General features: G+C 70.3%; 17 protein-coding genes. 5 read left to right on the plus strand and 12 right to left on the minus strand.

Annotation, left to right across the window (positions count from 1 at the left end; all coding sequences use genetic code 11):
• Window positions 1-9 precede the first annotated feature (9 nt).
• Complete coding sequence (gene galU, locus ACX80U_RS00775) at window positions 10-912, minus strand: UTP--glucose-1-phosphate uridylyltransferase GalU (protein WP_133082533.1); 903 nt, start codon at window positions 910-912, stop codon at window positions 10-12.
• A gap of 57 nt (window positions 913-969) precedes the next feature.
• Here galU and ACX80U_RS00780 point away from each other — a divergent pair, with 57 nt between their 5' ends.
• From ACX80U_RS00780 to ACX80U_RS00790, 3 genes are all read left to right on the plus strand, one after another.
• The gene (locus ACX80U_RS00780) at window positions 970-1623 is read left to right on the plus strand and encodes a 5-formyltetrahydrofolate cyclo-ligase (RefSeq protein WP_459267102.1); all 654 of its coding nucleotides are present in this window, start codon (window positions 970-972) and stop codon (window positions 1621-1623) included.
• Window positions 1624-1704: 81 nt separating this feature from the next.
• Window positions 1705-2046 carry an FmdB family zinc ribbon protein gene (locus ACX80U_RS00785; RefSeq protein WP_459267103.1) on the plus strand — a complete coding sequence of 114 codons (342 nt, stop codon included), beginning with the start codon at window positions 1705-1707 and terminating at the stop codon, window positions 2044-2046.
• A 120-nt stretch (window positions 2047-2166) separates the two neighbouring features.
• Window positions 2167-2835, plus strand: coding sequence for an RcpC/CpaB family pilus assembly protein (locus tag ACX80U_RS00790; protein ID WP_459267104.1), 669 nt, complete (start codon window positions 2167-2169; stop codon window positions 2833-2835).
• A 77-nt stretch (window positions 2836-2912) separates the two neighbouring features.
• Here the strand turns inward: ACX80U_RS00790 and ACX80U_RS00795 are convergent, their stop codons facing one another.
• The 4 genes from ACX80U_RS00795 to ACX80U_RS00810 form a co-directional block, all read right to left on the minus strand.
• Window positions 2913-7109: a DUF4011 domain-containing protein gene (locus ACX80U_RS00795; RefSeq protein WP_459267105.1), complete on the minus strand. Its 4197-nt coding sequence runs from the start codon at window positions 7107-7109 to the stop codon at window positions 2913-2915.
• Window positions 7110-7202: 93 nt separating this feature from the next.
• Window positions 7203-8789 carry a glutamine-hydrolyzing GMP synthase gene (gene guaA / locus ACX80U_RS00800; RefSeq protein WP_459267106.1) on the minus strand — a complete coding sequence of 529 codons (1587 nt, stop codon included), beginning with the start codon at window positions 8787-8789 and terminating at the stop codon, window positions 7203-7205.
• A 107-nt stretch (window positions 8790-8896) separates the two neighbouring features.
• On the minus strand, window positions 8897-9385 hold the full coding sequence (locus tag ACX80U_RS00805) for a DUF3817 domain-containing protein (RefSeq protein ID WP_459267107.1): 489 nt from the start codon (window positions 9383-9385) through the stop codon (window positions 8897-8899).
• Window positions 9378-10214, minus strand: coding sequence for an SURF1 family protein (locus ACX80U_RS00810; protein ID WP_459267108.1), 837 nt, complete (start codon window positions 10212-10214; stop codon window positions 9378-9380). The genes ACX80U_RS00805 and ACX80U_RS00810 overlap by 8 nt, the downstream gene beginning before the upstream one ends.
• A 167-nt stretch (window positions 10215-10381) precedes the next feature.
• On the opposite strand from ACX80U_RS00810, the gene ACX80U_RS00815 reads away from it, so the two are divergent.
• Window positions 10382-12103: an ABC transporter transmembrane domain-containing protein gene (locus ACX80U_RS00815; RefSeq protein WP_459267109.1), complete on the plus strand. Its 1722-nt coding sequence runs from the start codon at window positions 10382-10384 to the stop codon at window positions 12101-12103.
• Window positions 12096-13841: an ABC transporter ATP-binding protein gene (locus ACX80U_RS00820; RefSeq protein ID WP_459267110.1), complete on the plus strand. Its 1746-nt coding sequence runs from the start codon at window positions 12096-12098 to the stop codon at window positions 13839-13841. The genes ACX80U_RS00815 and ACX80U_RS00820 overlap by 8 nt, the downstream gene beginning before the upstream one ends.
• A gap of 13 nt (window positions 13842-13854) precedes the next feature.
• Here the strand turns inward: ACX80U_RS00820 and ACX80U_RS00825 are convergent, their stop codons facing one another.
• From ACX80U_RS00825 to ACX80U_RS00855, 7 genes are all read right to left on the minus strand, one after another.
• The gene (locus ACX80U_RS00825) at window positions 13855-14346 is read right to left on the minus strand and encodes a PTS sugar transporter subunit IIA (protein WP_133082524.1); all 492 of its coding nucleotides are present in this window, start codon (window positions 14344-14346) and stop codon (window positions 13855-13857) included.
• Window positions 14347-14363: 17 nt separating this feature from the next.
• The gene (locus tag ACX80U_RS00830; protein ID WP_133082523.1) at window positions 14364-15503 is read right to left on the minus strand and encodes a GuaB3 family IMP dehydrogenase-related protein; all 1140 of its coding nucleotides are present in this window, start codon (window positions 15501-15503) and stop codon (window positions 14364-14366) included.
• Window positions 15504-15616: 113 nt separating this feature from the next.
• Window positions 15617-16111 carry an FBP domain-containing protein gene (locus tag ACX80U_RS00835; protein WP_208738955.1) on the minus strand — a complete coding sequence of 165 codons (495 nt, stop codon included), beginning with the start codon at window positions 16109-16111 and terminating at the stop codon, window positions 15617-15619.
• Window positions 16112-16505: 394 nt separating this feature from the next.
• Window positions 16506-19388, minus strand: coding sequence for a PKD domain-containing protein (locus ACX80U_RS00840; RefSeq protein WP_459267111.1), 2883 nt, complete (start codon window positions 19386-19388; stop codon window positions 16506-16508).
• Window positions 19385-20179, minus strand: coding sequence for a DUF4352 domain-containing protein (locus ACX80U_RS00845; RefSeq protein ID WP_459267112.1), 795 nt, complete (start codon window positions 20177-20179; stop codon window positions 19385-19387). Before ACX80U_RS00845 ends, ACX80U_RS00840 begins: the two co-directional genes overlap by 4 nt.
• A 443-nt stretch (window positions 20180-20622) precedes the next feature.
• A complete protein-coding gene (locus ACX80U_RS00850) occupies window positions 20623-22032 on the minus strand; it encodes a LamG domain-containing protein (protein WP_459267113.1) in 1410 nt (469 codons plus the stop codon).
• A gap of 161 nt (window positions 22033-22193) precedes the next feature.
• Window positions 22194-24023: an ATP-binding cassette domain-containing protein gene (locus tag ACX80U_RS00855; protein WP_133082519.1), complete on the minus strand. Its 1830-nt coding sequence runs from the start codon at window positions 24021-24023 to the stop codon at window positions 22194-22196.
• Window positions 24024-24074 lie beyond the last annotated feature (51 nt).

A 24074-nucleotide genomic window follows, 5' to 3' on the forward strand; every position in this document is an offset into this window, starting at 1 on the left:
CACGGCGTGCTAGTCCGAGAGCTCTTTGCTGAAGTCCTTGATCCAGGCACGGAGGTCCGGACCGAGGTCTTCGCGCTCCGACGCCAGGGTCACGACGGCCTTCAGGTAGCTCAGCTTGTCGCCGGTGTCGTACCGGCGGCCGCGGAAGACGACGCCGTACACGCCGGAGCCTTCCCCGTCGGCTGCTGCGAGGGTCTGCAGTGCGTCGGTCAGCTGGATCTCGTCGCCCCGACCGGGCTTCGTGGTCTCCAGGACCTCGAAGACCCGCGGGTGGAGGACGTAGCGTCCGATCACGGCCAGGTTCGACGGCGCATCCTCGACGGACGGCTTCTCGACGAGCTGGTTCACGCGCACGTGGCTCTCGCCGTCGATCGCCGTGATGTCGGCGCAGCCGTAGGCGCTGATCTGCTCGGGGTCCACCTCGATGAGGGCGATCACGGAGCCGCCGGTCCGGGCCTGGACCTCGATCATGGTCTCGAGCAGGGAATCGCGTTCGTCGATCAGGTCGTCACCGAGCAGGACGGCGAACGGCTCGTTGTTGACGTGCAGCTTGGCGCGGAGGACGGCGTGCCCGAGGCCCTTCGGGTCGCCCTGGCGGAGGTAGTGGATGTCACCGAGCTCGGAGGGGCGGCGCACCGCTGCCAGCTTGTCGTGATCGCCCTTGGCCTCGAGCGTCTGCTCGATGAACGGCACGCGGTCGAAGTGGTCCTCGAGGGCCCTTTTGTTACGCCCGGTGATCATCAGGACGTCGGACAGTCCGGCGTCGACGGCCTCCTGGACGACGTACTGGATGGCCGGCTTGTCGACGACAGGAAGCATTTCCTTCGGCATGGCCTTGGTGGCTGGAAGGAAGCGGGTCCCCAGACCGGCCGCAGGAATAACGGCCTTCGTCACACGTGATTGCAGAGTCATGAGCACCACATTACATAAAAGGCACTGGATTCCTCGGGCGCTGCGCACAATGGTGGAATGACCGCTTCAGCTCGTGATACGGACAAGGCCGGCCTGCGCGCATCCCTCCGCGCCTCCCGGGCGACCCTGCAGGCCTCGGACCGGGAGGACCAGTCGGACGGCCTGCGCCGGGTCGTGGTGCAGTACCTCTCCGACCGATACCGGCCCGCCGGGCGCCTCGACTCTCCCCTGCCGACGGTCGCCGCGTACCTCGGCGTCGACCCGGAACCGGCCACGGAACGGCTCGTCGGAGAACTGCACCGCCTCGGTTTCGGCGTCGTCGTGCCCGTCTGCGAGCCCGCCTACCGCCTGTCCTGGGTCCGCTGGGTCCCCGGCGTCGCGCTGCAGCGGTCCGTCCGCGCTCCCGTCCAGGAGCCCGTCGGTCCGAGGCTCGCATTCGACGACCTGCCGGACGTGGGCCTCATCCTGGTACCCGCCCTCGGCGTGGACCGGACGGGCAACCGGATCGGTCAGGGCGGGGGCTACTACGACCGGTTCCTGGCCGACCGTCCCCTGGACGGACCGGGGGCGGTCCCGCGGCTGGGCATGGTGTACCGGACCGAGGTCCTTCCCGCCGGCGCCGTCCCCTCCGAGCCCTACGACCAGCCTCTGGGTGGCGCCTTCACGCCCGACGGGCTGCTGCGCTTCGGGACCCGAGACCGCGCAGTGTAGACTGGCACTCGACCCCGGAGAGTGCCAAAGCAGTGTCGGTGAGCCATCCGGGGACCACGTTGTTCGTCCAGGAGGATTTCCATGCCCATGTACGCCTATGCCTGCAAGGACTGCGGCCACGCCTTCGACATCCAGCAGTCGTTCTCCGACGACTCGCTCACGGTGTGCCCCGAGTGCGGCGGATCGCTGCGCAAGAAGTTCAACAGCGTGGGCGTCGTCTTCAAGGGCTCGGGCTTCTACCGCAACGACTCCCGGGACACGAAGACCAGCACGGACGCCGGCTCGAGCTCCGCGAGCTCCGCGAGCTCCGCTGCGAAGCCGACCTCCGACGCGTCGAGCTCGACGGCATCCAGCTCGTCCTCCACCGCGTCTCCGAGCACCGCGGGAGCAACCAGCAGCGGGGCTGCGGCAGCCGCGTCCTGAGCTGCCGCCCGCGGCGCTTCCCCGGCACCGAGCTGCCGCTCGGCACACCGCGGCCACCGATGATGTCCACATAGCGTCCGGCCGGGCCCGGTGACACGGCTTCCCGCCTAGGGTCCGTGCATGACGTCGACCCGCCCTGCAGGCGTTCCGCTCCGCTCCCGCCTCCGCAGGCTGGTGCACCGCCGTAAGCGGCTGCTCTGCTGCCTGCTCCTCAGTGCGGCAGCCGGCGTCGCGGTGGAGGCGGCCGTCGGCGACGACTATCGGACAAGGACTGTCGTCAGTGCCTCACGTGACCTGTCCATCGGGACGGTCCTGACCGAGGCGGACGTGGCCCTGACCACCCTCCCCGAGCAGGCGGTTCCGGGCGACACCTTCGATCGGCCCCTGCAGGTGATCGGCCAGCAGCTGGCCGCGCCCCTGTCCCAGGGCGCGCCGGTGCCCGCGACCGCCCTCGTGGGCGATGGGCTGCTGACCGGCACGACGGCCGGCACGGTCGCCGTCCCCCTCCGGCCCTCGGACCCCGCGACGGTCCAGCTGCTGGCTCCCGGGCAGCTCGTCGACGTCATCCTCAGTACCGGCAACGGCTATGACGTCGCAGCCGACTCGACGGTCCTGGCGCGCTCCGTCGCGGTCCTGTGGACCGCGCCGATAGGCGGCGGCAGCACGTGGCCCGGCGCCGACGACGACGGCGGCCTCGTGGTCGTGGCCGCGCAGGCGGACGACGCCGCGGCCCTCGCCGGGTCCTCCAGCTCGGGCGATGTCCACCTCGTACTGACCTCGGCTCCGTGACCGGTCACGATGGCCGGGCTGTCGTCCCCTCTCCTGCACCCGGCCTGCGCACGTGCAGGGAGCGCCGATACGACCCGTCAGCCCCAGTGCGGCGGACGCTGCTCCTTCAGCCATTCGTCGTGGTTGTCCTCGGTGTCGCCCCACGAACGCGGGTCGTCCTCGGCGGCTGTCGTCGGGACTGCCGGGGCCGCGTCGTCCCCCTCGCCGGGTTCCCGGCCCACGTTCGCCCCGCGGCCCGGGTGCTGCTCGTCCTTCCGCATCCTGGCGGCGTCCTTTCGCGTCCTCGGCTGGTCGGAGGTGTTCCGCGGGGGAAGCCCGATCAGGGCCGCGGCCCGTTCGGCGCATCCGTCCGGGTCGGTGAAGACCTCGATGGTCCACAACGGCATGTACCGCCACCCCATCCGCTCGAGGACCTGGGGGCGCAGCCTGCTCCGCTCCCGCACGGTCATCGCGCCGTACCGGCCGGTGCCGTCGGACTCGATGGCCAGCGGGGCGGGGCGCTCGTCCTGCACCGCGGCGGCGCTTCCGTCCGGGCGGAGATCCGCGGGCCGCACCGCGACGATGTCGAGGACACCGGCGTAGTGGTCCCGCACCTCGGCGCCCCGGTACCGCAACCGGTCCACGAGGTCCGCCACCAGGGGGTCCTCGTTGCCGCCCGAGGCAGCAGGGGCGTGCCCCGGACCACCACCGAGTTCACGCTGGAGCAGTTCGAAGAAATCCAGCGCTCCCGTGGTGAGCCGGTCCGGGTCCAGATCGGACGGTTCGAAGCAGGTCAGCACGTGCTGCAGGTGCCGCGCCCGGGTCATCGCCATGACGAAGTTCCGGCGACCGTCGGGCCCGGACAGCGGGCCGAACGAATGCAGGGTACGTCCGTGGGGGGTGCGGCCGTAGCCGAGGGAGAAGATGATGTCATCGCGCACGAGCCCACCGGCACGCTCGACGGGGACCACGCGGAAGGACTCCCGTCCGGGGACGAAGAAGTCCGCGGCCCACGGGAACTCCGCCATCTGCAGGCGGATCGCCTCCCCCACCCGGGCAGCGTGCCGAGCGCTGGCCGTCACGACGGCCAGCGAGAAGCTCGGGCGGCGGCGGATGTGCTCGAAGACGAGTTCCACGACCCGATTCACCTCGACGGCGACGCTCTCCACGCCGTCGTGCTCCGAACTCGGCATGCCCGTGCCGTTGGGCAGGTACTCGACCACGAGCCCGCGGCCCTCCCCCGTCACCTCCGAGGCCTGGGGCAGCCGCGACAGCTTGCCGCCGTAGAAGGATTCGCTGAGGTACGTATCGAGGCCGCGATCCACCCCGCGGTAGATCTCGGTGAGCCCGCGCACGGGCAGCACCTCGCGGAGCGAGTCGAACGCGCTCGGGAGCGGCTCGAGGGTGGACGCGCGATCGGCGGACTGCACCTCGATGCTGAAGCGTGTGGGCCCCGCGAGGCGGTCGTCGCCGAAGACCACGACCTGCGCCGACCGTGCGATGCAGGGCACCGCGCTCTGCAGGGACATCGACTCGCCATCGAGGATGACGGCGGCATCGAAGGAGTAGCCGTCGGGCACCGCACCCCTGATCGTCAGCGGGCTGACCGCCCAGACGGGCAGGAGCGCCGCGACCAGGTCCTGGTGGAGGCCCGCGAAGACCTCGAGGGTCAGGGTGCCGTCCTTGAGCTCCTGCCGCAGGCGTCCGGCATCCTCCGGGTGAGCCTCCACGGCGGTGCGCCAGCGTTCGGCGAGGGTCCAGCGGATCCGGGCGGGCCCGGAGGCGATGTGGGCGTTGTCCGCGAGACGGTACTCGGCCTCCAGCCTGCGCAGGCTGTCGCCGTCGGACATCGCGAGGTAGTCGTCCCCGCTGATCATCGCTTCCAGGGCGGACTGCCACCAGGCGAGTTCCAGTTCCGAACCCACGCGTTCGGCGGGGATCTCCCGTGCGGCGAGGTCAGCGAGGAGATCGGCCAGTCCCTGCTCGCGCATCTCGTCGAGCAGCAGGGTGCGCTCCGGCAGGGTCTCCAGGGTGTCACTGTCACCGGCGAGGTCGCGGAGGAGCGCTTCGAGGCTGTCGAGGTCGAGCGCCGCGAGGTCGGGGCGACCCGAGGTCGTCCGCAGGATCGCGGTCAGCTCCGCCAGCCGCTCGTCGACCGCCCGGTAGGAGGAATGGATCTCCGCGAGTCCCGTCGGGACCTGCGGATGCCGTTCGGTCAGCGCGTATCGGGTCCAGAGCGTGCGCTGCTGCTGCACCTCGAGAAGGGAGGTGTGGAGGTCCGAGATGTGGACGCCGGGCCGGATGTACTCCTTGGCCACGCGCCGTAGGCGGGACCGCGTCATCGAGCTCATCTCGATGTCGCGCTCCTTGCGCCACGACGACGGCGCCGTCGCGGAGATGAGGTCGGTCACCGGACGGTCGAAGATATCGGGTGTGAACTTGTCGAGGCTCCCCCGGACGGCGACGAGGAGTTCGAGCTGCTCGCCCCATTCCCTGAAGGTTGCACCGAGCGTGATGTGCGAGTGTTCGGCGACGCGCTGCACCTTGCCGCGGAGGTCGGGGATCCCCGTGGCGAGCTGCTCGGCCAGGGCGTGGGCGTGCTCGGTCTCCTTGCGGTTCAGCAGCTGCGCCCCGTACCAGGGGCTCTCGGTCGACGCCTTGCTGAAACTGCCCAGCTCGGCGGCCCGCTGGAGGCGCTCCGTCAATTCCTTGCGGTCGGCGATCGAGTCCAGCACACTCCGCTTGAGCCGCACGGTGGTCGACGGCGCGGGATCGAGCGCCGTGAGTCCCGCCAGGGACTGCATGGCCTGGTAGGGCGAGCACCCCCACCGGCTGCGGATGTTGTGGAGACTCCGGACATGTTCCATCAGCTGGTGACGGTGCCCGGTCAGGGTGGCGTGGAGGGTCCCGAGCTCCGGCTCGACGGCTTTCTCGTTGCGGACCAGCGCGCGGACGACGGCTTCGCGCAGCTGTGCAGGTCCGGTCTGGCTGCCCACCTGGAGCACGAGGGACCCGAGATCGAGGCCGTCGAGGTCCTGCACGAACTCGTTGAGGGTGCCTCGGCGTTCCGCTGCGACGATCACCCGCCTGCCGGCGGCCGCCGACCGCGCCGCGACGTTCAGCGCGGTCTGGGTCTGGCCTGTTCCGGGAGGAGTGGCGACGGCGATGCTGACACCCGCCGTGACGAGGTCGAGCACATCCTGCTGGGCGCGGTCGGCGTCGAGGACCAGGAGTTCGTCGGCCGGCTCCCGCTCGTCGGCAGGAGGGAAGGAGAGTCCGTCCGCCGCGGCGGCGAGCGTCGGAGCAGTCTCCCCCTCGCCGGTGGCGGCGGCCAGCAGCGCGGCGAGGATCGGGTGGTCGCTGCGGAGGGCCGGGTCACCGGTGACACCGGCGAGGTCGGCGAACGTCGCGACCAGGATCCGGTGCTCGACGGACATCCCGCGGACGCCCTCGCTCAGCGCTCGCATGCGCTCGAGGACGGGGTGGGGGTCGAAGCGGGCCGTGCCGTAGGCCAGCCGGGCGATACCGGCCGGATCCACCTGCAGGCCCTGGTGATGGCGCAGGTGGCGCACGAGCGCCGGGTTCATCCGGGCCTGCTCCGTGATCTGCAGCTCGTAGTCGTCCTGCGAGGGGTGGACCGTGAGGGACACCGCTGTGAGGAGCACGGGCGCGTTCAGGGTCTCGGAGCGACCCGAGTCGTCCACCGCACGCCACGATGCGGTTCCCGCGGCGAGGTAGCCCACATCGATCCCCCGCTCGGTCCCGAGCTCGAAGATCTTCGCACGCAGGGCGCGGGCGGCGGCCTTGGCCGCGCTGTACTGCACGGGGTCGCGCAGCAGGGTCGACAGCCGCGTGCGCCGCCCGGCGAGGAGCTGGGCCAGTCCGGACGGGTGGGCGTGCGTCAGATCGATGCTCGTGCCGGCCGAGGGCCGGAAGTGGAGCAGGGTGTCTCCGCTGGCCTGCGGGCCGAGCCCCTCGAGCCAGGGCACGAGGGACTCTTCGGCGGACCTGTCGGCGGACGGCGTGCCGGCTGACGGCTCGTCGGCGGACGGCGTCTCGGCGGACGGGGTGCCAGCGGACGGCGTGTCAGCGGACGGCTCGTCAGCGGACGGGGTGCCAGCGGACGGCGCCGGCTGCTGATCCGACTGGACCTCCGGCTGGACCTCCTGCCGACGGTCCTGCGGATCCTCCTGCGGCCTGCCGACCGACATCTCCGGCGCATCCTGCTGGTCCTGCTCCGGCACGACAGCCTTCTTCCCTGCATTATCACGTGCTGATCTCGACCAGATGGGCATGTCTTCCAAACTATCCGAAAAGCGCACGGACCCCGCGGATAGCAACGCGGCCCGGGCGGACCGGAGGTGGGTTGCCCCGCCTCCGGGATCCGCCTACTCCCATTCGATGGTTCCCGGCGGCTTGCTGGTCACATCGAGCACCACGCGGTTGACACCGTCCACCTCGTTGGTGATCCGGTTCGAGATCCGAGCCAGCAGATCGTACGGCAGCCGCGACCAGTCCGCCGTCATGGCGTCCTCGCTGGAGACCGGACGCAGGACGATCGGATGCCCGTACGTGCGCCCGTCGCCCTGGACGCCCACGCTGCGCACGTCCGCGAGCAGGACCACGGGCATCTGCCACACCTCGTTGTCGAGCCCGGCCGCCGTGAGCTCGGCGCGGGCGATCGCATCGGCCTTGCGCAGGAGCTCGAGGCGCTCCTCCGTGACCTCTCCGACGATCCGGATACCGAGCCCGGGGCCGGGGAACGGCTGGCGTCCGACGATCTCCGCGGGCAGCCCGAGCTGGGCGCCCACCGCGCGCACCTCGTCCTTGAAGAGCGTCCGGAGCGGTTCGACGAGCTCGAACTGAAGGTCCTCGGGCAGGCCCCCGACGTTGTGGTGACTCTTGATGTTGGCGGCACCCTCGCCTCCGCCGGATTCGACGACGTCGGGATAGAGCGTCCCCTGGACGAGGAACCGGATGGGCTCGCCCTCGGCCTCGGCCTCGCGCATGATGGCACGCTCGGCCTCCTCGAACGCCCGGATGAACTCGCGGCCGATGATCTTGCGCTTGGTCTCGGGGTCGGAGACGCCGGCCAGCGCGTCGAGGAATCGCTTCTGCTCGTTCGCGACGTACAGCTTGACGCCGGTCGCGGCCACGAAGTCGCGCTCGACCTGCTCGGCCTCACCCTCGCGGAGAAGGCCGTGATCCACGAAGACGCAGGTGAGCTGATCGCCCACGGCCCGCTGAACGAGCGCAGCGGCGACTGCCGAGTCGACACCGCCGGAGAGCCCGCAGATGACGCGTGCGTCGCCGATCTGTTCGCGGATGCGCTCCACCTGCTCCTCGAGGATGTTGCGGGTGGTCCAGTTCGGGTCGAGCCGCGCGCCCCGGAAGAGGAAGTTCTCGATCACGGCCTGGCCGTGCTGCGAATGCTTCACCTCGGGGTGCCACTGCACGCCGTAGAGGCCCTTCTCCTCGTTCGCGAAGGCGGCGACCGGGGCACCGGCCGTGCTGGCGAGGACGTCGAACCCCTCGGGGGCGGCCTGGACGCTGTCGCCGTGGCTCATCCAGGCGTTCTGCTGATCCGGTGTCCCGCTGAGGATGGAGCGCGACTCGCCGTCCGACCGCACATCCGTGGCCCCGTACTCCCGCAGGCCGGTCTTCGCGACGGTACCACCGAGCGCGGAGGCCATGGCCTGGAAGCCGTAGCAGATCCCCAGGACGGGCACGCCGGCCTCGAACAGGTCGCGCTCGACACGCGGGGCGCCCTCCGCGTAGACGCTGGAGGGGCCGCCCGAGAGGATGATCGCCACGGGGTTCTTCGCGAGGATCTGCTCGGTGCTGAGCGTGTGCGGGACGATCTCGGAGTAGACATCGGCCTCGCGGACGCGGCGTGCGATCAGCTGGGCGTACTGTGCGCCGTAGTCCACGACGAGGACAGGGCGGTGTTCAGAGCCGTTCTCGGGGGTAGTCACCCATCAACAATAGTCCGCGGGCACGGGCCTCGCACATCTTCGGGACGACGTCGGGAAGGAACCGATGGCGACCGTCGGACGGGCGACGGCAGTGCGGACGGAACGGCTCAGTAGCGGGAGGCGGCCTCGGGGTGCTCCCTGAGGTCCTGCTCCGCCTGGCGGTGGATCCGCTTCTCCACGAAGAACGAGAGCAGGGGCACCACGCCGCCGAGCGCGATCAGGACGAAACGGCTGAATGGCCACCGCAGGAACTGCCACAGCCGGAAGTCCGCGATGAGGTAGACCACGTAGAGCCAGCCGTGCACGATCAGCACCGCGGTGGACAGGTTGAATCCGCCGGCGGTCTCGGCGACGGTCTCGGGCAGGAACTGGATTGCGGCGCCACCGCCGGCCACGATCTCGGACCCGTATCCGTACTTCGCGACCATCTCGACGACGACGAGCAGCAGCATGACGCCCGTGGCGTAGGCCAGCACCCTGTAGAACGCCAACGCCGAGCGGATCTGCGCGTGGGTTCCACCGAACCGCCTCTTCGGCGTGCCCTTGGAGCGTGGGCCTCCGGATCCGGCAGTCGGGTCGAGGGCAGGTTCAGTCACGGTGTGCACCGCTTTCGGGATCGGTTACGGGACGGGTGGAGGGGACGACGACGGGGCCGTCAGCATGGACGGCGTGCGCTTCGGCTGCCGCCTCCGCTGCGTCGGCTTCGTCCTCGAGGGTGCGGCGGTGATCGTCGGCCACGAGCCGCCACCAGAGGAAGAACGCGAATCCGGCGAAGACGACCCATTCGATGGCATAGAAGATGTTGAGCCAGTTGATGGGTGTCTCCTGCGGCTGCGGACCGACCAGGACGCGCTCCATGTCGGCCGCGAAGGGGATCCCGGCGCCGCCGACGGTGATGTCCGAGGCCACGACGAAGGCTGCGTAGGAGGACCGGTCCCAGAGGTTGGAGAGCTCCGCCGTGGCCAGCGAGGGGACCTGCCCCTCCACCGGCCGCTGCACCTCGGGCGCCTCGGGCGGCAGCAGGCGACCGACCACCCGGGCCGCGCCCTGCTGCTCCGCCACGGCCGCTCCGTCGTCCGCCGTGGGTACCCAGCCGAGGACGACGGGGATGACGGGGATCTCGCCGGGAGCCTGGTCCTCCGCCCCGTCGACGGCGAAGCCCTGGACGACCCACAGCCCTTCCTCGCCCTCGAGCAACCGGTCCTGGACGAGGATTCTGGTGCCGGGCAGGAACTCGCCGTCGAGCGAGACCATCTGGTCGGCGACGGTCGCGTAGAGGGGGCTCATGGGCTCAAGGACGTCGGTCAGGGGACGGATGTTCTCGGTGGTACTCGGCGCGGGCGGGGCGGTCTCTCGCGACGAGTTGAACTGCCACTGGCTGAGGAGCACGAAGACCGCGGCGATCGCCATCGCAAGGATCAGCATGAGGATCCAACGAGGCTTCAGGGCGGTCTTCAACACTCCTTAAAGGTACTTCGTGACTCTGTAGAACAACGAATGCCGCCGGTGCCGGATGCGCCCGTGGCACGGCCCGGGAAAGTGATTGGTGAATCCCTATCGCTTCGGTCCGATGCGGTCTAGGCTTGGTCCTCGTGCGTGCCTTTCCCTATCCCCTGACCGGCTCTCCGGACCTGCGCTCGCCCACGCGCTACCTGCTCTGGCTGGGCGGCTTCCAGAAGGCGACGCTCGCCGCAGGGATCCTGCTCGGTGCGGTCTGGATGGCGTCGCAGGCGGTCATGCCCTTCGTCCTCGGCCGGGCCATCGACGACGGCGTGATCGGCGGTGACTCCCGGGCGCTCCTCGGCTGGGCCGGGGCCCTGCTGGGCCTCACGGTCGTCCAGGCCGTCTCCGACACGGCGACGCACCGGGCCGGGGTCAGCAATTGGATGCAGGCCGCCTTCCGCTCCGTACGCCTCGTGGGGCACAAGATCAGCCGCACGGGCGATGCCCTGCCGACGGCCCTCTCGACGGGCGAGGTCGTGTCGACGGCGGCGTCGGACGCCTTCCGGCTCGGTGAGGTGTACGAGGTGCTGACGCGCCTCGCCGGTGCTGCGGCGGCATGGCTCGTGGTGACGGTGCTCATCTGGCAGACCTCCCCCCTGCTCGGCCTCGTGGTGCTCCTCGGCGTGCCCGTGTGCTGCGGGCTGCTCCTCTTCGTCGTGCGTCCCATGCAGGCGCGGCAGCGCGAGCAGCGCGAGGCCTCGGGCAGGATGACAGCGGTGGGCGCCGACACGGTGGCAGGCCTGCGCGTCCTGCGCGGCATCGGCGGGGAACACATCTTCGTGGACCGGTACCGCGTGAAGTCAGCGGCCACCCGTGACTCCGGTATCCGCGTGGCCCGCTCCCTCGCCGATCTGGAAGCTTCTCAGGTGTTCATCGCGGGGACCTTCAGTGTCGTGTTCACCTGGGTCGGCGCCTCACTCGTCCTCGCGGGCGAGATCACGCCCGGCGAGCTCGTGGCGCTGTACGGCTTCTCCATCTTCCTCATGACGCCCATCCGCGCCGCCGCAGACTCGGTGGCCCGCTTCATCCGCGCGCACGTCGGTGCCCGGAAGATCATCGCCGTACTGTCCGTGGACGCGGATGTCGCCGAGAGCAGCACGCCGGTCCCGGCACCGCCGTCGGGCTCGGCCCTGGTGGACGAGCGGTCGGGAGTCGTCGTCGAACCCGGGCTCCTCACCGCCGTCGTGTCCCGGGAACCGGCGGAGTCGACCGCGGCCGTCACACGCCTCGGCCGGTTCGAGGACGCCGTGCTCGCCGAAGCGACCGTCCGGTGGGGTGCCGCCGACCTCCGGCACGTGCCGCTCGCCGACATCCGTGCCCGCATCGTGGTGAGCGAGGCGAGCCCCCAACTGTTCAGCGGGTCCCTGCGCCGGCAACTGGACCCGCACGGCAGGCACGACGACGGCGCGATCCTCGCGGCCCTCGAGGCCGCGAGCGCGCTGGACATCCTGGACGGGATCGACGGCGGCCTGGGGCACGAGGTCACCGAACGTGGGAGGGGCTTCTCCGGGGGCCAGCGGCAGCGCCTCGTCCTGGCGCGCGCCTACCTCACCGGAGCGGAGAACCTCGTGCTCGTGGAGCCGACGAGCGCCGTCGACGCCCATACCGAACAGCGCATCGCCGCGCGCCTGCCGGGAGCGCGGCGCCACGCCGGCCTGACCACCGTCATCGTCACCGCGAGCCCTCTCATGCTCCGGGCCGTGGACCGGGTGCTGTTCCTCGAGGACGGCCGGGTCGCGGCCCGCGGCAGCCACCGCGACCTCATGGCCACCAGTCCCGCCTATCGAAATGTGGTGATCCGCAGTGAGTAGTACCGCGAAGCTTCCCGTCGCGGAGCCCAGGACCGTCCGGGACGAGGCCTCCCGGCTCATCCGGCACCACCGGCGGGGGCTCGGCGCGGTGATCGCCCTGTACGTCGGATCGGCCGTCGCCGGACTCGCCGGGCCGCTGCTGCTCGGCATCCTCATCGACGCCGTGTCGGCGGGCACGACGGCGGGCTTCGTCGCGTCGGTCTCGCTGGGGATGCTCGGTTTCCTCGCCGTGCAGTCGGTGCTGCGACGGTACGCCGTCCGGTCCGGCATGGTGTTCGGGGAGCGCGTCTTCGCGGAGCTGCGCGAGGACTTCCTGGAGGACGTCACCGCGCTTCCGCTCTCCACCGTGGAGAAGGCGGGCACCGGGGACCTCGTGGCCCGCACGACCAACGACATCGAGGCCGTGTCCCACACCGTCCGCTTCGGCGTGCCGCAGGTCGTGGTGTCGGTGGTGACGATCATCCTGACCCTCGGCGCCGCCGTCGTCACCTCGCCCGTCCTGTCCGTCGCCCTGCTGGTCGGCCTGCCGCTGCTGTGGCCCGTGACGCGCTGGTACCTCAGGCGCAGCGCCGCAGGCTACATGCGCGAACGCGAGACGTACGCCGTCGTCAACGGGACGATCACCGAGACCATCGAGGGCGCGCGCACCGTCGATGCCCTGAGCCTCGGCGGGCTGCGACGGGAGGACCTCGACGGCGCCCTGGGCACGAGCTACCGGGCGGAGCGCTACACGCTGTGGCTCCGCTCGGTCCTGTTCCCGGCGGCCGATATCGCCTTCTGGCTGCCCGCTGCCGCCGTCCTTCTCTGGGGAGGGTGGCTGGCGGGCCAGGGCGTCGTCACGCCGGGCGCCGTCGCGGCCGTGGCACTCTTCGCGGTGCGCCTGATCGACCCGGTGGACCTGCTCATCATGTGGACCGACGAGATCCAGGTCGGTGCGGCCTCCCTCGCGCGGATCGTCGGCATCAAGGACGTGGAACCGGACCGCCGGGCGACGACGGCGGAGCCGGCGAACGAGGACATCGTGCTGTCCGCGGCGAGCTACGCGTATCGGCCGGGGCACGATGTGCTGCACGGCGTGGACCTCACCCTGGTGCGCGGCGAGCGCCTGGCCGTCGTCGGCCCGTCCGGAGCGGGGAAGTCGACGCTCGGGCGCCTGATCGCCGGCATCCATCCGCCGTCGTCGGGATCGGTCACGGTGGGCGGTGTGCCCCTCGTCGACCGCCCGCTCGACGATCTCCGCCGCGAGGTGGCTCTGGTGACGCAGGAGCACCACGTCTTCGTGGGGTCGGTCTCCGACAACGTCCGCCTGGGCCGCGCGGATGCCGGCGACGGGGAGATCGAGGATGCGCTGCGCAGCGTGGGTGCGCTCGACTGGGTGCGGCAGTTGCCGGAGGGCATGCACACGGAGGTCGGTTCGGGCGCCCACGAGCTGACGCCCGCCCAGGCGCAGGAGCTGGCCCTGGCGCGGCTGATCCTCGCGGACCCGCACACCCTGGTCCTGGACGAGGCCACGTCGCTGATCGACCCGCAGGCGGCTCGCGACCTGGAGCGGTCCCTCAACGCGGTGCTCGAGGGGCGCACCGTCATCGCGATCGCGCACCGGCTCCACACGGCGCACGACGCCGACCGCGTCGCCGTCGTGGAGGAGGGCCGCATCGCCGAACTGGGCTCGCACGACGAGCTGCTGGCGCTCGACGGCGCCTACGCCTCGCTCTGGAACTCCTGGCGGAGCGAGTAGGGGCGCGCAGGTCCTAGTGGTCGAAGAAGACCAGGGACGAGTTGATCAGCTCGGCGATGACCTCGGCGTCGTGCGCGCGGCGCAGCGACTCCCGGAAGTTCTCCTTGAACAGGCTGCGCGCGATCGTGGCGAGGACTTCGAGGTGCTCCGAGAACGACTGTGCGGGCGTCGCCATGAGGAGCACGAGAGTGGCAGGGCCGTCCACGGCACCGAAGTCGAGGCTGTACCCGAAGCGCGTGACCCCGACGGCGATCGACGTCTGGTTCACGTACTCGCTGCGGGCGTGCGGGAGGCCCACGCCACCGGGGAGACCGGTGGCCATCTGGTGCTCGCGGGAGTTGACCTGGTCGAGGAACGCCCGGAGGTCGGAGATCCGGCCGGCCGCATGCAGGCGTGCGGCCAGCTGTGCCGTTGCATCCTCCTTGGATGCAGCCTCCATCTCCAGGATCACGAGATCCGGGGTGGTGAGCTCGGCGTCGTGCAGCTCGAGGGAGTTCTGGCTCACGGTGTGCCTTTCGAGGTTCAGTCGGTGGAGACATACGGGGAAAGCACGACTTCCACCCGCTGGAACTCCTTGAGGTCCGAGTAACCGGTGGTGGCCATGGCCCGGCGCAGCGCACCGATCAGGTTCGAGGTGCCGTCCGTGTGGTGCGACGGCCCCCACAGCACCTCCTTGAGCGGTCCGACGGTGCCGATGTTGACCCGGTCGCCGCGCGGAAGCTCATGGTGGTGCGCTTCCTGGCCCCAGTGCCAGCCCTGGCCCGGAGCCTCCTCGGCGCGGGCGAGCGCGGAACCGAGCATGACGGCGTCGGCGCCCATGGCGATGGCCTTCACGATGTCGCCGCTCGCACCCATACCGCCGTCGGCGATCACGTGGACGTACCGGCCGCCGGACTCGTCCATGTAGTCGCGGCGGGCGCCGGCGACGTCGGCGATCGCCGAGGCGAGCGGCGAGTGGATGCCGAGTGCGCGGCGGGTCGTCGTCGTCGCTCCCCCGCCGAAGCCGACGAGGACGCCTGCCGCACCGGTCCGCATGAGGTGGAGCGCGGGGGTGTAACCCGCGGCGCCGCCGACGATCACGGGCACGTCGAGTTCGTAGATGAACTTCTTGAGGTCGAGCGGCTGCTCGTTCTTGGACACGTGCTCGGCGGACACCGTGGTGCCGCGGATGACGAAGATGTCGACGCCGGCAGCGAGGACGGTCTTGTAGAACTGCTGGGTGCGTTGTGGGGTCAGTGCGCCCGCGACCGTCACGCCCGCTTCGCGGATCTCGGCCAGCCGGCTGGTGATCAGGTCGGCCTGGATCGGCGCGTCGTAGAGCTCCTGCATGCGTCGGGTCGCCGCGGGGCTGAAGTTCCCCGCGCCCAGACCGGCGATCTCCTCGAGCACCGGCAGCGGGTCCTCGTAGCGGGTCCAGAGCCCTTCGAGGTTGAGGACACCGAGGCCGCCGAGCCGCCCCATCGCGATGGCCGTGGCGGGCGACATGGCGGAGTCCATGGGCGCTGCGACGACGGGCATCTCGAACTGGTACGCGTCGATCTGCCAGTTCACCGAGACGTCGAGGGGATCCCGGGTGCGCCGGGAGGGCACCACCGCCACGTCGTCCAGCGAATATGCCCTGCGTCCGCGCTTGCCTCGGCCAATCTCGATCTCGTAAGTCACTGCTCTAGGTTAGCCCAGCGCGGCCGCCGTCCCCGGTGGACGTCCTGCTCCGCGGAGGGGGACATGCCCGCCCGCGGGTGTGCAGGCGGGCATGCCGTTCATCGAGGTGCGGGCTAGCGCTGCCGCACCCGGCTGAGGAACCGTTCGGACCGCTCCCGGAGCTCGTCGACCTGGCGACGCACGACGACGGCGGGGTCGGGATGGATCTCGCCGGCAGGAGGCTCCCTGCGGACGTTCGAGGAGCAGATGAAGTCCGCGCAGATGAGGGTGCCGACGGTGTTGCCGTCGCGACCGGACCGGCCGGAACGTCGGGCGACCCAGAGGAGGACGTCCTCCTTCGAGAACACGTCCCGGCAGAGCTCGCAGAGCACGGACCGGTTCTTCCGGGCGCCGCTGTCGGGTGCCCGGAGGAGCATGCCGGACAGGCCCTGGGCGGTGGGGACCACGAGGTACCCGCGGAGCGGCATCTTCTCGTCCCGCCAGCCGAGGAAGTCGAGGTGGTCCCAGTCCAGGGTCTCGAGATTCCTGGGCGGTGTGAGCTTCGCGGTCTCGGATCGCGTGGCATTGATGAAGGAGGAGCGGATGTCCTTGATGGAAAGGGGTTGCATGGGAGAGTGCCTTAGCAGTCGGAGGATCGGAGTGATCGAGCTCTGCCGGCTGGAGGCATGCGAAGGAACCGTGCCGTGGGTGGGACGGCACCGTCGACCCGCTCTGGGCGGTGGATGCGGGAGTTCAGCTGGAGGGGCTGTCCGCTGCATGCTGGAAGGCCGGCTGCGGCGCGGGCGCACAGCAGGCCGGAGCGGCCACCCCGCTTACCGCGATCCGGGCCCTGGCGGTCCGTAGCATGCTCATTCGTCCTTGCTCCCTGTACTTCGTGCGGGGCTATCCTCGCAGGAGGACGGCCGGACTGCAAAGCGGCGCCATCACGCACCGGTCATCGGTGGAGGGATGGGTTGCCCCATCCCTCCACCGCCGTGCGGCCGCCTCCGCGGGAGGTGCGACCTACTGCTGCACCACGAGGTCGTCGAACGCCACCTTCACCGGTGCCACGGTCGCCGAACTGGAGAGGTAGGCGTCCACGGCCACCGATCCTGCCTTCTGCAGGACGGGCTCGGAGTCGGTCGACGTGAGCTGCCAGGCAGCAGGCTCCGCCGTCCCGACCTTCCACACCTTGGCCTGCACCGTCGCCGGGGCGGTACCCGACACCCGCACCCGCATGGAGTACGTGTCGGTCACGCTGAAGGTGAGGGGCACCGAAGCGCTCCCGAGGCGGGTCGTCGTACCGTTGACGGCCTTCTCCGTGATGAGCGACAGCCCACCGGTGCCGGACACCAGGAGCTTGCCCCGGTAGTCACCTGCTCCTGCGACGTTGCGGCCGATCACGGTCAGGTGGAGGCCACCGCCGTTGGGCGCCTTGTCGAGCTTCGCGGTGAAGCGGGTGTCGGTGGTCAGCGACGAGACGCCGTCCAGTCGCGCGGTAGCACTCGAGGCTGCGGCCGCCAGGTTCAGCAGGCCCCTGCTGCCGTCGACCGAGTACTTGCCGGTGGATCCGCCGACCGCCCAGGTCCCACCCGCCTCGGCGGTGCCCCAGCCTCCGGTGACGGTCCGGCTGAAGGTGTCCCGGGCGAGCTCACCCGCCGGTTGCCCCGCCGCTGTCACCGTCACGGCACGGGAAGCGGAGTTCGTCGCTCCGGCGTTGTCGGTCACCGTCAGCCTCACCGTGTACGTTCCCGCCGCGGCGTAGGTCTTCGAAGCCTTCACCCCCGCTCCCGTCGTCCCGTCACCGAAGTCCCAGGCGTAAGAGGCGATGGTGCCGTCGGCGTCGGTCGAGGTCGAACCGTCGAAGGACGCTGCCAGGCCGGTCGCGGTCTGCGTGAACGCTGCCGTGGGCGGGGTGTTCGCGGGCGGAGCCGCCGTGACCGTGACGGCCCTGGACGCCGTGTGGACGGCACCTGAGTTGTCGGTCACCGTCAGCCTCACCGTGTACGTTCCCGCCGCGGCGTAGGTCTTCGAAGCCTTCGCCCCTGCACCCGTGGTCCCGTCACCGAAGTCCCAGGCGTAGGAGGCGATGGTGCCGTCGGCGTCGGTCGAGGTCGAACCGTCGAAGGACGCCGCCAGGCCGCTGACCGTCTCCGTGAACCGTGCCGTGGGAGGGGTGTTCTCCGCCGTGCCCGCCATGACGGTGACGCTCACGCTCTCCGAGCGGACCTCGTTGCCGAAGGGGTCGGTGGCGAAGATCCGATAGGTGTGCGTCGAGGACGGGGCGAGACCCGAGTCCTCGAACGTCAGCACGGGCCGCTGCCAGAATTTCGACAGCTGCGAGACCGTGTGCACCGGGGTGGCAATCTGGCCGTCGCGGATCACCCGATAGGTGAGCTTCTCGTTGTCGAAGTCCCAGTTGGAGGTCCACTGCACGGTGACCTTGCCGGCTGCCGTGGAGGTGAGCGTGGGGTTGGTCCCGGCACCGGTGACGGTGGGTCCCACCTTGTTCGGCGCGATGTTGCGGACCGCGAAGCGCACAAGGCCCTGCTGCCCCACGCCGTTCACCCGGGGGAACTCCCCGCCCAGCACCACGTAGTCGGAGGTGCCCGTGACCGTCCAGGCCGCCTGGCCCTGACCCGTGAACGTGCCGGCGGTCAGCCGCGGGAACCAGGTGAGGAGCGACGGGGCGGGATTGCCTTCGAAGTTGAAGTATCTCCCGACGCTGTTCCGCTTGACGGTTCCGGTCGTGCTCCTGCTGAACGCGATGGCGCGTTGCCAGTCCCGGGGGTTGGACTCCGGGAACCCGCCGATGTTCCCGCAGTAGTGGGCATGCCCCACGGTGTAGATGGTTTCACCGATGGGAGAGACGCCGTAGGAGTCGCCGTGGCAGTCCTCGACCCACTTCACGGACCCGTCCGACCAGTTCGCGGAGAACGTCCCCTCGAGGTTGCCACCTGCACCGAAGACGTAGCCGGTCCCGTAGACATTCGTGCCGTCGGTGGACAGCGAGGTGATGGCGGCATCCGCTCCCCCATTACGGACCAGATCGTTCACCGCCCAGGGCCTCAGCGCGCCCGACGTCGCATCGATGGCGGCGAGTCCGTACCCGGGGTTCGCGGACCCATTGAGGGTCGTGAAGCTGCCGCCCACGACGAGTTTCGTGCGGTCAGGGGACAGGACCATCGCCCAGACGTCCCCTCCTGCGGCCTGCGGATTCCAGCTGCGCAGCGCCCCGGTGCCGGCATCGACGGCAGCGAGCCTCGGCCGCGAGGTGGACCCCACAGCGGAGAACCAGCCGCCCAGGTAGACGGCGTCCGCCGTCGCCACGATCGCATCGACGCGCGAGTTGGGCGCCGGCTTGAAGGAGTTGATCACCGCACCGGTGGTCGGATCGAGTGCGGCGATCCGGGAGGCAGGTGCTCCGTTCACTGCCGTGAAGGCGCCTCCGACGTAGATCCGTGAACCGTCCGGTGACGCCGCGATGGAACGGGCCTGCGCGTTGAGGCTCGGGGCGAAGGACTGGATGAGCGCCCCCGTCCTGATGTCGTAGGCGAGGATGTGGTTGCGCGACACGGTGTTCGTTCCGGCTGCGGCCCCGGCCGGCCGGGCCGTGGTGAAGTTGCCGGCCGCATAGACGGTGTTGCCGATGATCACCTGCTGCCAGACGACGCCGTTGACCTGCACGGTGGGCAGCGGATCGGCCGACACCGTGGGCGGGTTCGCGGCAGTGATCGGATCGGGTGCCGTGTCCGCAGCGGCCATCGGGCCGGCGGCGACGGTCGCCACGACGGCGAGGGCACAGGCGGCTGCCATCGCAAGGGTCTTCCGGAGTACGCCGCGGTACCCCTGGCGCCCGGTGGCTTCGTCCTGCGATGCCACCGGCGGGATGCTGTGATTCATCATGGTGCCTCTCCTTGCAGTGGCACGGGGCCTTCGAAGGCCGCGACGGGTGAAACTGCCTGGTAGTGGAACAGGACGCGGACGGCTGTGCGCTGTTCCGGTGGGATCTGGAAGACGAAGACCCCCGAGACGGTCTGTCCGGGGGCGACATCGGCAGGGAAGGCAGTGGCTCCAGGGCCGCTCAGCTGACCGGCCGGGGATCGGTCGGTCCCTGCCTCGACATTCACGACTGCTTCCGCCAGGGAGACGGACTCCGTGGTGCTGTTGGTGATCTCGAGGGTGAACTGCACCGCGGGACCGTCCACCTCGCCGATGCCCCGGGCCTCGCCGTCGACGGCCTTCATCGCTGCCACCCTGGCAGCAACGCCCTCGGCGACATCGGCTGGTTCATCGAAGGTCTGCGGGGTGGCGACGGGCGGCGGCTCGTCGATGATCTTCCCGGTGGCGGTGGGCGGGGCGAAGGCGTCCGATCCCGGGTCGGGAGCAGCCGGCACCTCGGTGGCGGGAACCTCCGGGTCGGAGGACGTCGGGCCGGAGGACGTCGGCGTGGATGCGGGTCCGGTCGGTGCGGGTGGGTCCGCTTCGGATCCTGGTTCGGCGGGAGCGGATCCGGAAGCGCCGGACGGGGCGCTGGAGGGGCCTTCGATCTGCGCCGACCGGGTCGTCGGCTCGGGAGCCAGCGAACCAGCGGCGACGCCCCACCCGGTCAGACCGAGCACAGTGATCAGGGCCGCAGCACCTGCGGCCCGTTGTCCCCTGGACATCCTCCCCGGCTTCCCGGGCTGGGAGGTCACGGCGTCGGCCCTTTCGCGGAGGAGGCGCTACAGGAGCCGGTGGCCGAGGGCTGCCGCCCGGCCTTCCCTGCACGGGTGACGGGCCCACGGTGGCGCGCCGGCCTGCTGCGTGTTCCGACGGGGGCGATCCGCAGTGACCGGCCCCGGAACGGCAGAGCATCCATCGCTTCCTCCTCAGGCAGGTTCAGGAAACGCAGCGCGAGGGTCCCAACCTGTACTGACATCGACCTTACGAACCGCCGGCCCGTCCTACACGAGTAGGGCTTACGCGTCTTCACCGTCCGGAGTACGCAGGGCCACCGGGTCGCCCCGATCAAATACTGGCTCCGCTACCTAGGTCGGCGCCCGGGTACTGGTACGGCATCGATGCGTGGAGCGGGGGCATCGAGGAACGGGCATCGGCCGGGCGGCGATGCCCGTTCGCCCGGGAGTGCGCGCGACCGCTAGGACTCGAACTCGAACGAGCCGACGACCACGTCCGCCTCGCGGAGGTAGTCCGTCAGGCTGTGCTGCTCGAGCACTGCCGTGACCTCGATCGCGACATTCCCTCCACCCTGATCGAGGAGGTACAGACGCATCTCCACCGGGGCGCCGATGACGTGGTGCAGGGTGGAGACCCCGCCGCCGATGAGCACGGGGATCACGTGGGCGACGCGCATGAGGGGGCACGGGCTCCTCCAGTCGGCGCCCACCCTGAGATCGAGCGCCACACCGGACAGCCCGCCGACCGTCACGGGCACGTCGCGCGTGATCTGCAGCCCCGGAACGCTGCGATACCACGCTGCGAGCTCGGCGGCGCTCGTACCGATGCCGGGCTGCACCTCCTCCCCGCAGAGCGCTGGAGCGCGGATGTCCTGGTAGACGCCGATGTAGCTCCCGCCCCAGATGCCTCCCGCTGGATCCACGCTCCTGCTCAGCAGCAGATTGCCCGGCAGATCCTGACCGTTGGTCCACCCCGCGGGGACCGTGTACGAGAGTGCCGGCTCGAAGGACGTCGTCGAGTAGGTCCCTGCCATGAGGGTGCCCAGGCAGACCCCGCCGTGCGGGTCCGGGCAGACGAAGGCTGCCGACTCCTCCGGTGGGTGGAGGGTGGCGCCTGCCGGTGTATCGGCACGGGCGGCGGCGGCGACCTCGCCGGGGCTGAGTGCCCGCGGCCAGGTCCGCACGTCGGCCACGGTGCCCGTGAAGAAGTCGGACGCCCGCCGATCGGCCTGGGCGCGACCGAACAGGAGCGGGCCTTCCGCTGCATAGACCGCGTCCGTGGCGATCCCCTGCTCGCTCACGGGGTATCCGTTGAGGAAGAACCGGGCGCGCCCGGCATCGGAATCGTAGACTCCCGCCAGATGCACCCACACGTCCGGTTCGACGTCCACCCGTGTTGCCCGGTCGCGATTGGTCACGAAACCACTCCCGTTGCCGTCCTCGGGCTTGACGGAGAAGGACCAGAACCCCTCGGCGATGCCCAGGAAGAATGATCCGGCGACGTCTCCTGCTTCGCTGAGGACGGCGGCGTACTCCCCGGGCCGCCCCGTCGGACGGGCCCAGGCACTCACCGAGAAGCTCGCGTCGGTGACGATCGGGCTGACCGTCCAGGTGCTGGCGTAGTCGTCCCCGCTCAGCTGCAATCCGGCGTCGGTCCATCGGGCGCCGCCTTCGGCGGACACGTCCACACCACCGACCGAGGCGTCCGGCCCCGTCATCGGCCAGACATTCTCCGCGCCGGTCTCCTCGGGCGCGGTGCAGGCGCCGACTGCGCCCGACAGAACGACGACGACCGTGGCCGCGACGACGCGGGTCCGGCGACGCAGGGGTGGCTGCGATCCCGGAAGGGCGGTGGCTCGTTTGGTACCCACCATGGATCCTCGTCCCGCTGTCATGAGATCCGGAGAAGCCGGTTGTCGACGCGCACGACGAGTCGGGCGCTGATGGGAGACCGATCCCTGCGCCATCCTCCGTGGATGGTTGCAGGCCTCGAGGATACGCCCGGCGTGGTCGCGGACAAAGGGTCGGCGGCTCAGTCCTCGGGCAGCTGGCTCTCGAACATCCGGTAGTACCGTCCGCGCAGCGCGACGAGCTCCCGATGCGTGCCGGACTCCACCACGCGGCCGTCCTCGAGCATGTACACGACGTCGGCCTTCTCGATGGTGGCGAGCCGGTGGCTGATCGCGATGATCGTCCTCGAGCGATCGGCGAAGAGCCGCGTGAAGATGCGGTGCTCGGCGAGCGCGTCGATGGCGGAGGTCGGCTCGTCCATCACGATGAACGGGGCGTCCCGGTAGAAGTTGCGGGCCATGGCGAGGCGCTGCCACTGCCCGCCCGACAGCCCGCTGCCCTTCCGCCCGCGGGGGTCCTCCATCCAGTTGCTGACGTAGCTGTCGAAGCCGCTCGGCATCTTCTCGATGAACTCGGCGGCCTCCGCGTCCCGTGCCGCCCGGAGTACCCGCTCGTCGTCGCGGGGGTGGTGCACGTCGCCGAAGTAGATGTTGTTGGCGGCCGTGGCGAACTCGTAGCGCAGGAAGTCCTGGGACATGACCGCCAGGTGCTGGTGCCAGTCGTCGATGCCGATCCCGCGCAGGTCCCGTCCGTCGAGCAGCACCTCTCCCCTGCTGGGCCGGTACAGCCCGGCGAGCACCCGGATGAGCGTGGACTTCCCCGCACCGTTCTCCCCCACGATGGCCACGTGGGTGCCGCGGTCGAAGGACATGGAGATGCCCTTGAGCACCTCCACCTCACCGCCCGCATAGGTGAAGTGGATGTCGCGGAGTTCGACGGCGGACGGCGCACCCTCCAGCCGGCCGGGAGCCCCGGTGGACAGCGGGAAGTCCATGAACTGCTCGTAGTCCTTGAGGTTCGCGAGGTCCTCGTCGATGGAGCTGAGCGAGGACACGAGGTTGTTGGCCGTGCTCAGCGCCCGGCTGACGATCTGCTGGACGTAGAGGAACTGCCCCACGGGCTGTGCGCGGGCGATGATCTGACCCACGATCCAGACGAGGGCCAGCAGTTCGGCCCCGTACTGGAGGGCGTCCGCGAGCAGCTGCTTCGGGATGTACCGCTTCTGGAAGTCCAGCCGCCGCTTCTCGTCGGCGTCGCGCAGCGTCGAGCGCAGGTCCATGAGATACCGGACGATGCCGTAGAGCCGCATCTCGGCGATGTGCTGCGGCTTCATCAGGTTCGTCTCGATCATGCGGCGCTGCCGCCGGGAGTCCACCTGGGTGTTCCAGTGCGCCATCTGCTCCCGGGAGAGCCGGAACTGGAGATAGACGCTCGGGATGATCGCGATGAGCACGATCAGGGCGATCCACCAGCTGACCAGCAGCAGCGCCCCGATCGCGAGGACCACGGACACCAGTTGCGTGAAGATCGCCGCGATGCGGTCCAGCACCCGCGCGTAGGAGTCGGAGAAGCGGCGCGCCCGGTCGTAGAGGTCCACCGTCTCCTTGTCGTCGTACCGCCAGAATTCGAGCGCGAGGAAGCGCTCGTACATGCGGTCGCCCACGATCGCGCCGACCCGGAAGCTCAGGACCTGCTGGATGTAGCGGTCGATGCTCGTGAAGGCTCCCCAGAGCAGCCCGAGGACGGCCGTCACGACCACGTACACGACGGCGGACCGCCCGGCGCCGGGGTCGCCCGCGTAGGCGGCGGCGAGCGCCGTCGTCGTCAGGGCCGCGAAGTACGTGGTGACCAGCGGCAGGACCGCGGAGATGAGCGAGCCCGCGACCTTCATCGCGACGGCGCCCGGTGACGCCTTCGCGCTGACCACCAGGACCTGCCCGACGGCACGGGCATACGGCCCGAGCCGGAGCTTGCGGCGGGCGGCGACCTCAGGCTGCGGGAGTCCGCTCATACGGCATCGGCCTCCCGTCCGAGGTGCTCGGGATCGGGCGGCCGATACGAC

Source organism: Arthrobacter sp. TmT3-37 (assembly GCF_054510835.1).